This window comes from Sphingomonas sp. LH128 (assembly GCF_000293195.2).
GTDB lineage: Bacteria > Pseudomonadota > Alphaproteobacteria > Sphingomonadales > Sphingomonadaceae > Novosphingobium > Novosphingobium resinovorum_A.
Map to the genome: position 1 here is coordinate 40,868 of NZ_ALVC01000126.1, position 13,136 is coordinate 54,003.

Consider the following 13,136-nt stretch of genomic DNA (forward strand, 5'->3'; position numbering starts at 1 on the left):
CAGATTAAGGAATGAGGGGCGGCAGGGAAACCTGCCGCCCCTTTCGCTTTGTGGCCTGCGGAATCCATAAAGCAGCAATATCAGTAGGTTACGATCTTCACCTTCTGCCCCGGCGTCAGCGCGGTGTTCGCATCCATGCCGTTGAGCACCAGGAAACGGTCCACCGCCGCGTCGGTATAGGCCATCTTCGCCGCCAGCGAGCGCACGGTGTCGCCCTGCCTTACAGTGACGACGCGCAGCAATCGCGGCTTCACGCTGCCTGCATCCGCCGCCGAGATGCGCCGGATCGAGCGGAACATCGGCGTGAACACTTCTGCACCACCCGCCTGCGCCAGCGTCAGGAAGTGATAGGCCTGCCCGTTGCCGAAGTCGTAGGCGAAGACGACGACGTCCACCGCCCCGCTCTGCTGCTGCACCCGTGCGACTCCGTAAGCGGCGGGGATGCCATTCACCGTGGTTTTTTCGATGCTGGCGGGAGTGATTCGCGCCTGATTCGATTCGGTCAGCCCGGCGAAGACGCCGGTGATGTACGAATCGAGGCTGCCGGTCAGCTTCCCGCCGGAAAATTGTGCCTTCCCCGACGATCCGCTGATCGTAACAGCCTGCGTTCCGTTGACCATGAAGAAGCCGTCAGGGGCCTCGAAGGCGAATCGAAGTGTCGGATGCGTGAACTTTCGGCCGTCCACGACGCCCTGCTTGGGGTCGTCGCCATAGACCAGCCCGTCGATTCGCGTGAGGAAAGTGTCACGATTCGTGGTGCCGCTGCTCCCTTGCCCCGCATATGTCAGTGCGGAGCGCACGCGCGAGGCGGGATCGGGGTGAGTCGAGGCCCATTCCGGCGTCTGATTCGTGCTCCCGCGCAGCTGCGCCTCCAGCGCGTTCTGCCGCGCAAGGCTTTCCAGCACGCTCGACATCGCGCGCGGATCGTAGCCCGCGCGCTTGAGGTAGGTAATGCCCAGCTGGTCCGCCTGCAGCTCCTGCGAGCGTGAGAACTTCAGCGTAAGTAGCTGCGAACCTTGCGAAAACAGCTTCTGCCCGAATTGCCCGAAAGCGTTGTCGCCCAGCACCGCGCCCGCCAGCACCGAGCCCAGCACGCCAAGGATCTGGTTGCGCTGCGCCGCCTTCTGCCGCTGCGCCGAGTGCCGCGCGGCGACGTGGCCGACCTCGTGGCCGAGCACGCCCGCCATCTCCGCCTCGTTGTTCATCAGCGCGGTCAGCTGGCGCGTCACGTAGATATAGCCGCCGGGAATCGCGAAAGCGTTGTTCACCGGCGAATTGAGCAGGGTGACGGTGAAATCCCCCGTCGCGTTCGACAGGCCCGACTGCACCGCGATTCGCTTGCCAACCTGCTCGACGTAGCTGGCCTGCGGACCGGTCAGGCCGCCGCCGAATTCGGCCAGCAGTTCGGGATGGGCCTTGGCCCCTTGCGACTTGTCGGCAGCACTGATCGCATAGACTTGCGGCGCTTTCGACGCCTGCGCCTCCAGCCGCGCCGGCCCCGCCGAGACCACCAGCAGCCCCAGCGCCGAGACGACCGCGCCTCCCCGAACTCCGGCCCGAACCACGCGCTTCACGTTGGATACCATGTCGCTCCCTTCCTCCATTCTGCGGGCCGCCACCCGCGATTCTTGCCCTTCGCGCAACGAGTCGCACGGCGGGCTTGTTCCCTTGCGCCCTACATCTGCCCCTTCGCGAGCGGATGGCGCGAGTTCACCAGTTCCACCAGCCGCGCGCTGTCCACATGCGTATAGATCTGCGTCGTCGCGATGTCGGCATGGCCGAGCAGCATCTGCAGCACGCGCAAATCCGCGCCGCCTTCCAGCAGGTGAGTTGCGAAGGCATGGCGCAGCACGTGCGGCGAGACGCGCTCCGGATCGAGCCCCGCCCTGCCCGCCAGTGCCCGCAGCAACTGGAACAGCCGCACGCGCGTCAGGTGACCGCTTGCCCCGCTCGACGGGAACAGGAACCGCGAGGTCCCCTTCCGCAACGCCAGCCAGCGCGACAGCACCGCGCGAGAGCGGGTGCTGACCGGCACCATGCGCTGCTGCCCGCCCTTGCCGGTTATGTGGAGAAACGGCGCATCCCGCGGCACTGCGGTGACGGGGAGCGAAACCAGTTCGGTCGCGCGCAGGCCGGACCCGTAGAGCAGTTCGAGCAGCGCCAGCAGCCGCACCGCGTCGGACCGCTCGGAAGTCGCCTCCTCGTCCGCCTGCGCGAGAAACCGCTCGACTTCTTCGTGACTGAGCAGGCGCGGCAGCGGGCGGCGCACGCGCCCCTTGGGCAGCGCACCGGAAGGATCGTCCTTGCGCAGCCCTTCATCGATCAGGAAACCATAGAACTGCCGCAGCGCCGAACACCGCCGGGCGAGGCTGGACGCCGCCAGTCCGCTCCACGCGCCTCCGAGCCCCTCCAATGCCTCGGGCGTGGCATTGGCGACATCGCCCAGCACCTCGCGCGCGGCTTCGAGGTCGCGGCGATAGGCGGCGAGCGTATTGGCCGCCGCGCCGCGTTCCGCCGCCAGCATCGCCAGGAACCGCTCGGCGAGATCGTTCCCGGCCGCGGCCACAGTCACTGCGCTCAGACCCGCGCGACCGCCTCGGCGGCGATCATCCGCGCTTCGGCGTCGAGCCCCACCGACCGCAGCGCCGAGACGATGTGATAGAGGTGGCGCGGCGTCATGCGCTGCCAGTTGTCGCCCTGCATGCCGAAGGCCGCGAGCAGCGCGACACTGGCTTCGTCGCCGCGACTGGCGGCATGGTCGATCGCCTGAGTCCAGCGCGTGCTTCCAGCCATGTCCATCCCGGCATCGCGGGTGACCCGCTCGGCGTCGGCGCGATCGACGCGCTCCAGCCCGGCAAGACCGGCGGCAAGGAAGGCCGAGCGGCGCTTCTGCGTGCTGTCGTCGTCATCGACATACGTATTGAGCGTAGAACTGCCGACCGTCGCCACGCGCCCCGGTGCCGCAAGGATCAGCATGCCCCATGCCCGCGATCCGGCCTCGACCACGCTCGACCAGCGCAGGGCATTGGCGTCGTATCCCGCCGCCAGCATCGAGGCGATCAGCGAGGACGCGCTGTCGGCCATGTCGGCGCTGGGCGCCATGCGCGCGGCGGCAGCGGCCGTCAGCACCTGCCGCGCATAGAGCGCCGACCCGGTCACGTTCCAAAGCGCCTGCATCGCCGCCAGCCGAGCGGCGGGGTCCTGCTGCACATAAGCGTCCCGCAGCGATTCCGCGCGGTCCTGCCACTCGCCGGTGACATCGGGATCGGCGAAGATCTGCGAATAGAGGTCCACCATCGCCGCGTTGGACAGCACGCCCGCCGCCGCGGCACGATCCGCCGCCGCCGCCCGGCGGCCAAGGCTGACCATCGGCGCCAGCGCCGTCGCATAATCGTAGGACAGCCCGGCCGTGGCCATCAGCGCGGTCGGCGGTTCCAGCCCCGTTCCGATCGCGAGACCGTAGCGCCACGGCGTCATCGTCGTGACCTTGTCCCACTCGATCGTCACCGCGCGCCGCGCCTTGCCGGCCGCGCCTGCGTACTTCTGCGCGAGCAGCAGGTCGATCTGGTCCATCTTGCCGCGAACCCGGTCGCGCTCCAGCTTCGAGATCGCCGCCGTGCTGTTGCCACGAAACGCCTCGCAGATGGTGCGCGAGGTATTCCACGCGGCATCGTCACGCAGCGAGCCCTGCGTCGCCATCACCGGGCACATGCCGGTGAAGTCGGCATTGCGGGCATAGACGTCGAACGCCACCTGCCCGAACGCCGGGGTGTAATCGGCGATGTCGAGGTCCTGCAGCACCACGCGCGCCGCATCGGTCTCGCCCATGCGCAGCAGCAGGCCGACGCGCATCGCCATGAAGTCGGCCGCGCTCATCCCGCTCGGCGGATTGAGGCGCGAGGCCAGCGCGCGGCGCAACAGGATATGCCCCCAGCGCGAAACAAGCTGCCCCCGGTTGCCTTCCAGCGCGACGCGGATCAGGCTGCCGTTCTGCCCGGCGAGCGAGGCCAGCGGCAGCCCCCCTTCGTCGGCACCGAGCATCCCCGCCTCGTCGGCGGAGCGCCGCGCGGCGGGCGGCATGTCGATCACCACCTTGGCCCCGAGCAGCGCCTCGAAATCCTCGGGCGACATTTTCTCGAGTTCCTCGAGGCTCGGGATACGGCGCAAGGTGCCGTCGTCCTGCGCGATCACCGTGGGCGTCGCGCCCGGCGTACCGGTCGGGATCGCCTGCACCACCGGGGTCGATGTCGCGGCGGGACGCGGAGCGCTCGACGCCGCAGCACTCGGCGCGGAGGAAGTTTGCGGCTTAGGTGCCTGGGTGCGCGGCGCCTGCGGACGCGGCGTGGCCGTGCGCGCGGGTGCGGGCTCGTCGAACATCTTGGGCAGCAGCGATTCGGGGCTGTCCTGCGCCACCGCCCACACCGAAGTCAGCGCCAAGGCGCCTCCCGCGAGCAGGTGCACCGCTCTCATTTCGACAGTTCCGGCAGCGGGATCGAGACGGTCTGCTGCGTCACCGGCTGCACGCCCGCGTCATTCCATGCGGCAATACCAAGGCCGACCACGGCAATCGGCAGGAGAATGGCAACGGCCGACGCTATACGGCGCCTGCGCTTTACGATGTTCACTCGGCTTCCTTCACCATGCTTGCGCTGCGACCTAGCGCAACTATAGGCGATCGGGCAATGGACGTTCAACAAACCCGGTTTTCCGCGCAGGAAATTGCAGCGCTCGCCCGCCGTATCGACCGGCCCATCGTGCTTGTCGGTATGATGGGCGTGGGCAAGTCCAGCGTCGGCAAGCGGCTTGCGAACCTGCTCGATTGCCCCTTCGTCGATGCCGACGACGAGATCGAACGCTCCGCGCAGATGAGCATCCCGGAAATCTTCGACGCTTATGGCGAGGACTATTTCCGCGACGGCGAGCGCCGGGTGATTGCGCGCCTGATCACGGACAGCGAGACCAGACGGCAGCGCATCGTCATCGCCACCGGCGGCGGCGCCTTCGTCAATGCCGAAACCCGCGCGCTGATCCTCGACAAGGCGATCACGATCTGGCTCGACAGCGAGGTCGATACCCTCGTCGAGCGCACTGCGCGAAAGGAGAACCGCCCGCTGCTGCGCGGCGGCAACCCGCGCGAAATTCTCGGCCGCCTGCGCGAGGAACGGGCGCAGCATTATTGCCAGGCGCCGATCCACGTGCTGAGCAGCGCAGGCCCGCACGTCCAGACGATCAACAAAGTACTTCAGGGAATTTCCCAATGGCTGTGATCCCCGTCGATATCGCCGGTCGCCCTTACGAAGTGCGCGTCGGCGCCGGGCTGCTCGCGGAACTCGCCCCCAACTGCCGGGGCAAGCTGCGCAAGCGCGGCGTGCCAATCGTCACCGACGCCAACGTCCACGCGGCCTGGGGCGACGTGGTGGAAAAGTCCCTGCGCGACAACGGCCACGAACCGCACTGGCGCATCCTGCCTGCGGGCGAGGCGACCAAGTCGTGGGACGAACTCTCGGCCACGGTGAACTGGCTGCTCGGCCTCGAAGTGGAGCGCGGCGATCACATCATCGCGCTGGGCGGCGGCGTGATCGGCGACCTCACCGGCTTCTGCGCCTCGGTGCTGAAGCGCGGGTGCCACTTCATCCAGGTGCCCACCACGCTGCTGGCACAGGTAGATTCGAGCGTCGGCGGCAAGACCGCGATCAACACGCCGGCCGGCAAGAACCTCGTCGGCGCGTTCCACCAGCCCTCGCTGGTGCTGGCCGACCTCTCGGCGCTGGAAACCCTGCCCGAGCGGGACTTGCGCGCGGGCTATGCCGAAGTCGTGAAGTACGGGCTGATCGACGACGCCGACTTCTTCGCCTGGTGCGACGGCAATGCCGCCGCGATGCTGGCGGGCGACAGCGCGCTTCGCGAATATGCGGTGGCGCATTCGGTCGCGGCCAAGGCGCGCATCGTCGCCGAGGACGAGTTCGAGACCACCGGCCGCCGCGCCCTGCTAAACCTCGGCCACACCTTCGGCCACGCGCTGGAGGCCGAGACCGGCTTCGGCGACCGCCTGCTCCACGGCGAGGGCGTCGCGCTCGGCATGGTGCTGGCGGCGCGTTACTCGGCAAGGCGCGGGCTGATGCCGCAGGCGAGCGCCGAGCATGTCGCGCAGCATATCGGCGAGATAGGGCTGCCTGCCAGCCTCAGGGCGCTCGGGATGGACTGCGACGGTGCCGCTCTCGTGCAGCACATGCTCCACGACAAGAAGATGGACGCCGGCACCCTGCCCTTCCTGCTGATGAAGGGCATCGGCCAGACCTACCTCGACAAGCAGGTTTCGCTGGAAGACGTGGCGGTGTTCCTCGACGAGGAATTGGGGCGCTGACGCTCTCCTGAGCACCATCCCTCAACGTCGTCATTGCGAGCGTAGCGAAGCAATCCAGAGCCGCCTAAACCGCTCTGGATTGCTTCGCTACGCTCGCAATGACGATGGCGGGTACGTCACTGCCATTCACCTCGTGGCGCCTTGTGGCATCTTTGAGTGCCGTTGAGTGCCGTTGAGTGCACCCTGCAAAACACAGTGCTTATGCGCCGCTTTGTGGCCGTGCAGCGACGAAGCCCGGATCGATGCAGGCTCGCGAACGTTGTATATTTGCATGCTCTTTCAATGGAGTAGGCGTTTGTCACGCTGGCCGGGGGGCCAAGACGCCCCGTGCGAATCCCCCGGGGCGTTGCGGAAGGCGGCAGGTCGATCGGCCTGCCGCCTTTTCATTAGCCACGCATTCAGGTTTGACCCTGTTACATCGACATGACATTGCTCGCGCAGGAACGGCGATTACGCCGATGCACAAGATAATTACGGGACAGACATGACCGCACCCGAAGCGACGCCCAACCTCGACTTCCCTGAAGAAGCGGCGCGAGACGACCGCGCTTTCCTGGGCCATCCCAAAGGGTTAGGCCTGCTCGGCTTGGTCGAGGGGTGTGAGCGGTTTTCCTACTATTCGATGCAGACGCTGCTGACGCTCTACATGGTCAAGTACCTGCTGGTGCCGGGGCGGCAGGAGGGCGTGATCGGGCTCGACTGGGTGACAACGCACGTGTTCCCGGGCCTGTCCGGACAGCCGCTGGCTTCCGAAATATTCGGCCTTTACACGGCCTTGGTCTATCTGACCCCGATCCTCGGCGGCATTCTGGCCGACTTGCTGCTCGGCCGCCGCGCCGCGCTGATCGCGGGCGGCGTGGTCATGTCGCTCGGCCATTTCCTGATGGCGTTCGAAAGCGCCTTCCTGCTGGCGCTGATATCTCTGGTGGTCGGCGTCGGCCTGTTCAAGGGCAACATCGCCAGCCAGGTCGGCGAACTCTACAAGCAGGGCGATATCCGCCGCGCGATGGCGTTCCAGATTTTCTACATATTTATCAATGTCTCGGTAATCGTCGCGCCGCTGATCTCGGGCACGCTGGGTGAGAAAGTCGGCTGGCACTGGGGCTTCGGCTGCGCCGGCGTGGTCATGGTGCTCGGCCTGCTTTTGTACATCTACGCAAAGCCCTGGCTGCCCGCCGACAGCAAGGCCGCCAAGTCCTCCGAGCCCCGCGCCACGTTCGAGAAGGGAGACGGCCCACGTCTTCTGGCCGTGCTGGTACTGGTGCCGATCATGGGCATCTCGCTCCTGACCAACCAGCAGATTTTCAACGCTTATCTCGTCTGGGCCGATCAGCAGTTCCAGCTCAGCTTCATGGGTGAGACGCTGCCGTCCAGTTGGATGATCACCATCGACGCGACGCTCAGCTTCTCGATGCTGGTGGCCGTCGCCGCGTTCTGGGCCTTCGTCGGCAAGCGCACCGGCAAGGAGCCGGACGAACTGGGCAAGATGATCCTCGGCTGCGCCTTCATCGTCGGCGGCGCGGCGTGCCTCTATATGGCTGCGGCGACGCAAGGTACCGGAAAGATTGGCCTATTCTGGCCCGTGATGTTTCACTTGGTGAACTCGATCGGCTTCGCGCACCTGCTGCCGGTGAGCCTCGCGCTGTTCACCCGCCTTGCCCCGCGCGCGCTGAACGCCTCGATCGTGGGCATCTATTACCTGTCGTTCTTCGGCGCGAACCTTGCCGTGGGCAAGATCGGCACGCTGTTCTCGACGATGCCGACGACGCAGTTCTGGCTGCTGCACATGGCCTCGGCCGCCGTGGCGACCATCGGCTTTGTGGTGTTCAAGCTATTCTTCGCGAAAAGGCTGATGGGCACCGCCTGATGCCCGTCATCGGCTGCCTGCTGCTGATCGTCCTGCCGCTGCTGGGCCTCACGGCAGGCGGTTTTCTCTGGGGAGCCGAAGGTGCGAAATGGGGTGCCGGGATCGGCTTTACCCTTGCCATCGCGGTGTTCGGCGGCGGCAGTTACGCCTTCATCAAAGGCATGCGCGGCCGCTGAGTGCTCAGCCGAACACGGCGACCGACTGCATGCCCGCGACGGCCGGAACACCATCCGCGTTCCACTGCATGATATGCTCGCTCGCCCCGCCATGCGCCGCATGCAGGCTGGTCGAACGGATCATCCACCAGCCCTCTGCCGAGGGCTTCGCGTCCAGCATGTTGACGTGCCATTGCATCGAGGAAATCGGCACCTTGAAGCCCAGCAGCGGCCAGACCGCCACCGGCAGCACATCGCCGCACAGCAGGCACTCTAGTTCGGGATCGAGGCCCCCGCGCTCGCGCGGCCGCACCCACCAGGCGAGGTCCGCCTCGCCCAGCGCATTCTTCGGCATGGCGAAGCGCGCCTCGAAGTGATTGCGCAGGAAAGCCGGGGCATGATCCATCGGCACCGGCTTCGCCTCGTCGAGCGGAATGACGCCGTCCGGCAGCGGATAGTGATCGATCGACAGCACGCTCTCGATCCGGCGCATGAAGACGAAAGCGGCGGTGAATCCCACTCCCGCCTCGCCGGTCAGTTCGACCGAAACCCAGGTCGCATTGCGCCCCTGCCGCAGCACTTTCGCGCGAGCCTCGATGCGCCCGGACAATGGCCCGACCATCGAAAACTGACCCGAGCGCAGCGGCGGCAGATCCTCGGAAACACCTTTTGCCACCGCCAATGCGATTGCCGAAGTCAGTCCTCCGTAAGCGGTGCGCCCCTGCAGCCAGTCCTCGGTGATTTCCAGCGCGAAACCGCCTTCCAGCGGCTCCGCCCCAGCGAGCATATCTCCCAGCCCCGCCATCAGAACAGCCGCGATCCATCGGGTACGCGCTTGTCGGGCGAGAACAGCGTCACTCGCCCCTCCTCGTCCGCGAAGCCGAGCGTCAGCACTTCGGACAGCGCCTTGCCGATCTGGCGAACGGGAAAGTTTACGACCGCCGCCACCTGTCGCCCGGTCAGTTCCTCGGGAGAATAGAGCGCTGCTACCTGGCCCACGCTCTTCTTCTCGCCGATGCCGGGACCGAAATCGATCCGCAGCTTATAACTGGGTTTCCGTGCGTCCTCATAGACTTCCGCGCCGACAATAGTGCCGATGCGGATGTCCACCTTGAGGAAGTCGTCGAAGCCTATGGTTTCGCCTGGAGGCGCGGCAGGGTCGTGATCGAGATGCATATCACTCCATCTCGAGGATGATCGCATCGACCGCAAGGCTTTCCCCCGCCTTGGCGTTGACGGACTTCACCGTGCCCGACTTCTCGGCGCGCAGGATGTTCTCCATCTTCATGGCTTCCACCACCGCCAGCGGTTGGCCGGCCTCGACCTTGTCGCCCTCGCCCACATTGAGCGAAACGAGCAGGCCCGGCATCGGGCAGATCAGGTACTTCGAGAGATCCGGCGGGATCTTCTCGATCATGTGCTGCGTGTAGCCGGCGATGTGCGCGGGCAGGCAGTCCACCTTGTGGATCGCGCCGCGCGTGGTCATCCGGAAACCGGTGCGAGTGACGTCCAGCTTGAGCGTCAAGTCCTCGCCATCGACTTCCGCATCCACGAAGCGGTCGCCCGGGGTGTACTCGAGCTCCAGCTCGACTTCCTCGCCATTGACCGTCAGCAGGTCCTCGTCGAGTTCGACCGCGAACGTGCTGCCATCGATGGTGACGGTCCACTCGCCCGGAGGATCGAGCGGGCCGCCCAGTTGGCCTTCGACCCGGCGCGAGCGATCAGCGCGCGCGGTGGCGACGAAGGCGGCGACGGCGGCCAGCTGTACCTTGATTTCGTCCGACGCAGGCGCGCCGTGGAAGCCCTCGGGATATTCCTCGGCGATGAAGCCGGTGGTCAGTTCGCCCGAACGGAAGCGCGGGTGCTGCATGATGGCCGAGACGAAGTCGATGTTGTGGCCAAGGCCCTCGATCTCGAAGGCGTCGAGCGCGGCGATCTGCTTGTCCGCCGCTTCGTCGCGCGTCTCGCCCCAAGTGATGAGCTTGGCGATCATGGGATCGTAGAACATCGAGACTTCGCCGCCTTCGTAGACGCCGTCGTCCACGCGGACGCCGTCCACGCCGCGGCGGCCGTTCTCTTCGCCGTCATCCGTCCAGCCTTCGACCGGCGGATTGTAGCGCACGAGGCGGCCCGTCGAGGGCAGGAAGCCACGATAGGGATCTTCGGCGTAGACGCGGTTCTCGATGGCCCAGCCGTCGATCTTCACGTCGTCTTGCGTCAGTTCCAGCTTTTCACCCGCCGCGACGCGGATCATCTGCTCGACAAGGTCGACGCCGGTGATCGCTTCGGTGACGGGGTGCTCCACCTGCAGGCGGGTGTTCATTTCGAGGAAGTAGAAGCTCTCGCCCGTCGGATCCGCGCCCGAGACGATCAGTTCCACCGTGCCCGCCGAGTAGTATCCCACCGCGCGCGACAGGGCGACGCACTGCTCGCCCATGGCCTTGCGCATCGCGGGCGTGACGAAGGGTGACGGCGCTTCCTCGACCACCTTCTGGTGGCGGCGCTGGATCGAGCATTCGCGCTCGTTCAGGTAGAGGATGTTGCCGTGCTTGTCGCCGAGGATCTGGATCTCGATGTGGCGCGGGTTGAGGATGAACTTCTCGATGAAGACGCGGTCGTCGCCGAACGAGTTCAGGCCCTCGCGCTTGGTCGCCTCGAAGCCTTCACGCACGTCGTTTTCGTTATAGGCGAGGCGCATGCCCTTGCCGCCGCCGCCCGCGCTGGCCTTCATCATCACCGGGTAGCCGATCTCGGCCGAGATGCGCACGGCGTGCTCGGTATCCTCGATCTCGCCGACGAAGCCGGGGACGACGTTGACGCCGGCGGCCTTGGCGAGCTTCTTGGACTCGATCTTGTCGCCCATCGCCGCGATCGCGTTCACGGGAGGGCCGATGAACTCGATGCCCTCTGCGGCGAGTGCCTCGGCAAAGGACGTGCGCTCGGACAGGAAGCCGTAGCCGGGGTGCACGGCGTCGGCGCCGGTCTGCTTGGCGGCGGCGATGATCTTGTCGGCGATCAGGTACGACTGCGCGGCAGGCGCCGGGCCGATGTGAACCGCCTCATCCGCCATCTGCACGAACGGCGCACGGGCGTCGGCGTCGGAATAGACGGCGACCGTAGCGATACCCATGCGGCGCGCCGTCTTGATGACGCGGCAGGCGATCTCGCCCCGGTTTGCGATCAGGATTTTTTTGAACATGGCACCTCGAAGCCCCATTCGGGGTCTTGTTTGTTGGCGGTCGGAAACAGGAACTGCAGCGCCTGCGGCGAGAGGACGTGGTAGGCCGTCGCATGGGTCAGATCCTCACGCGGCGAGAGGCAGACCAGCGAGCCGCCCGCTGTGGCGACGCGCTGCGCGGCCTGAGCGGTTTCCTGACCTTCGTTCGAATATGTCAGGTACAGCGAACCGGTCCGGGGAGACGTCGCGATGAGACCTGCAGCCGCTTTCGCGAGGGCCGCGTCATCCCACCACAGGCTCGCGTCGATGGCGGCGTAACGGTGAAACAGGCCGGGTTCGCGCAGCCACGTCTCGACGATGAATAGGCCCGCGAGCGATTCACCGATGACGCCATCGTCGCCATTGGTGCGATAGTCCGCCTCGATCAGCGGCTTGACCTTGTCACGCAGGAAGGCGCGAAACCGTGCGGACTGTCCAGCCGTCGGGTACTGCTTGTGCTGCGCGGCATTGCCAGCACTGCCGATCAGCTCGGCGCGGCGGTCCTTGCTCTCGATCCCGACGACGATGACCGGCAGCGAGCGGCCCCAGATCGCATTCAGCGCGCTCGTTCCGGCAACATGCAGGAAGTCCTGCGAAAGGCCGCCATCGATGAGATACAGCACCGGATAGTGCTTGGTCCCCTCCGCGTAACCTTCGGGCAGATAGACGTTGACCTGTCGCTGGTCGCCATCGGCAGAGGCAACGAGGTGTGTTTGTCCGATCGTGATCGGAGTGGATGCAGGCGCTTCGGCAACCGCAACGCCCGGCACGCAAAGGAGGCAGGACAACGCCAGCAGCATTGATCCCGCCCGTTTCATCACTCGGCCGCTTCCAGCTTGGCGCAGCCCTTGGGCATACGCTGGGCTTCGACTTGCGCAGGCGTCAGTTCGATCGCCATCGGCTTGAGGCCGAGGCGTGCGAACATCGCCAGATCGCTGTCGTCGCCCGCGTTGGGCGCGGTGAGCAGCTTGTCGCCGGTGAAGATCGAGTTGGCGCCGGCCATGAAGCACATCGCCTGCGTCATCTCCGACATCGACTCGCGGCCCGCAGAGAGGCGCACCATCGACAGCGGCATGGTGATCCGCGCCACGGCAACAGTGCGGACGAACTCCACGTCGTCGATCTTCGCGAGCGGCGTATCGGCCAGCATGTCGCCCAGCACCGTGCCCTTCACCGGCACCAGCGCGTTGACCGGGACCGACTGCGGGTGCTCCGGCAGCGTAGCCAGCGTGTGGACGAAGCCCACGCGATCGGCGCGGGTCTCGCCCATGCCGACGATGCCGCCCGAGCATACGTTGATGCCCGCCATGCGCACGTTCGACAGCGTATCGAGGCGGTCTTCCATCGTGCGCGTGGTGATGACCTGATCGTAGCGCTCAGGCGAAGTGTCGATGTTGTGGTTGTAGTAATCGAGGCCCGCGTCGCTCAGCATGTCGGCCTGATCGGGCGTCAGCATGCCCAGCGTCATACAGGTTTCCATGCCCATCGCGCGCACGCCCTTCACCATCTCGATGATGGCGGGCATGTCGCGGT

At 66.2% G+C, this 13,136-nt stretch carries 13 protein-coding genes; 4 read left to right on the forward strand and 9 right to left on the reverse strand.

Annotation, left to right across the window (positions count from 1 at the left end; all coding sequences use genetic code 11):
* Positions 1-80 precede the first annotated feature (80 nt).
* From LH128_RS10900 to LH128_RS33320, 4 genes are all read right to left on the reverse strand, one after another.
* Entirely contained in the window at positions 81-1,586 is a 1,506-nt protein-coding gene (locus LH128_RS10900; protein WP_008829681.1) for a M48 family metalloprotease, read from the reverse strand.
* An 89-nt stretch (positions 1,587-1,675) separates the two neighbouring features.
* Positions 1,676-2,572, reverse strand: coding sequence for a tyrosine recombinase (locus LH128_RS10905; RefSeq protein ID WP_008829682.1), 897 nt, complete (start codon positions 2,570-2,572; stop codon positions 1,676-1,678).
* 5 nt (positions 2,573-2,577) lie between these two features.
* Positions 2,578-4,470, reverse strand: a complete 1,893-nt coding sequence (locus LH128_RS10910) for a hypothetical protein (protein WP_008829683.1) — start codon at positions 4,468-4,470, stop codon at positions 2,578-2,580.
* Positions 4,467-4,625, reverse strand: a complete 159-nt coding sequence (locus LH128_RS33320; RefSeq protein ID WP_155986147.1) for a hypothetical protein — start codon at positions 4,623-4,625, stop codon at positions 4,467-4,469. Before LH128_RS33320 ends, LH128_RS10910 begins: the two co-directional genes overlap by 4 nt.
* 57 nt (positions 4,626-4,682) lie before the next feature.
* Here LH128_RS33320 and LH128_RS10915 point away from each other — a divergent pair, with 57 nt between their 5' ends.
* From LH128_RS10915 to LH128_RS33325, 4 genes are all read left to right on the forward strand, one after another.
* Positions 4,683-5,267, forward strand: coding sequence for a shikimate kinase (locus LH128_RS10915; protein ID WP_008829684.1), 585 nt, complete (start codon positions 4,683-4,685; stop codon positions 5,265-5,267).
* Positions 5,258-6,364, forward strand: coding sequence for a 3-dehydroquinate synthase (gene aroB / locus LH128_RS10920; RefSeq protein WP_008829685.1), 1,107 nt, complete (start codon positions 5,258-5,260; stop codon positions 6,362-6,364). The genes LH128_RS10915 and aroB overlap by 10 nt, the downstream gene beginning before the upstream one ends.
* 484 nt (positions 6,365-6,848) lie before the next feature.
* Positions 6,849-8,231: a peptide MFS transporter gene (locus tag LH128_RS10925; RefSeq protein ID WP_008829686.1), complete on the forward strand. Its 1,383-nt coding sequence runs from the start codon at positions 6,849-6,851 to the stop codon at positions 8,229-8,231.
* Positions 8,231-8,407, forward strand: coding sequence for a hypothetical protein (locus LH128_RS33325; protein ID WP_008829687.1), 177 nt, complete (start codon positions 8,231-8,233; stop codon positions 8,405-8,407). The genes LH128_RS10925 and LH128_RS33325 overlap by 1 nt, the downstream gene beginning before the upstream one ends.
* Before the next feature lie 4 nt (positions 8,408-8,411).
* Here LH128_RS33325 and LH128_RS10930 read toward each other — a convergent pair whose 3' ends face one another.
* The 5 genes from LH128_RS10930 to bioB form a co-directional block, all read right to left on the reverse strand.
* On the reverse strand, positions 8,412-9,191 hold the full coding sequence (locus tag LH128_RS10930) for a thioesterase family protein (protein WP_008829688.1): 780 nt from the start codon (positions 9,189-9,191) through the stop codon (positions 8,412-8,414).
* Positions 9,191-9,562 carry a tRNA-binding protein gene (locus LH128_RS10935; RefSeq protein ID WP_008829689.1) on the reverse strand — a complete coding sequence of 124 codons (372 nt, stop codon included), beginning with the start codon at positions 9,560-9,562 and terminating at the stop codon, positions 9,191-9,193. Before LH128_RS10935 ends, LH128_RS10930 begins: the two co-directional genes overlap by 1 nt.
* Before the next feature lies 1 nt (position 9,563).
* Positions 9,564-11,585 carry an acetyl-CoA carboxylase biotin carboxylase subunit gene (locus tag LH128_RS10940; RefSeq protein ID WP_008829690.1) on the reverse strand — a complete coding sequence of 674 codons (2,022 nt, stop codon included), beginning with the start codon at positions 11,583-11,585 and terminating at the stop codon, positions 9,564-9,566.
* The gene (locus LH128_RS10945) at positions 11,567-12,421 is read right to left on the reverse strand and encodes an alpha/beta hydrolase (RefSeq protein WP_236727276.1); all 855 of its coding nucleotides are present in this window, start codon (positions 12,419-12,421) and stop codon (positions 11,567-11,569) included. The genes LH128_RS10940 and LH128_RS10945 overlap by 19 nt, the downstream gene beginning before the upstream one ends.
* On the reverse strand, positions 12,421-13,136 hold a 716-nt coding region (gene bioB / locus LH128_RS10950), incomplete at its 5' end, for a biotin synthase BioB (RefSeq protein WP_008829692.1). The genes LH128_RS10945 and bioB, both read right to left, overlap by 1 nt.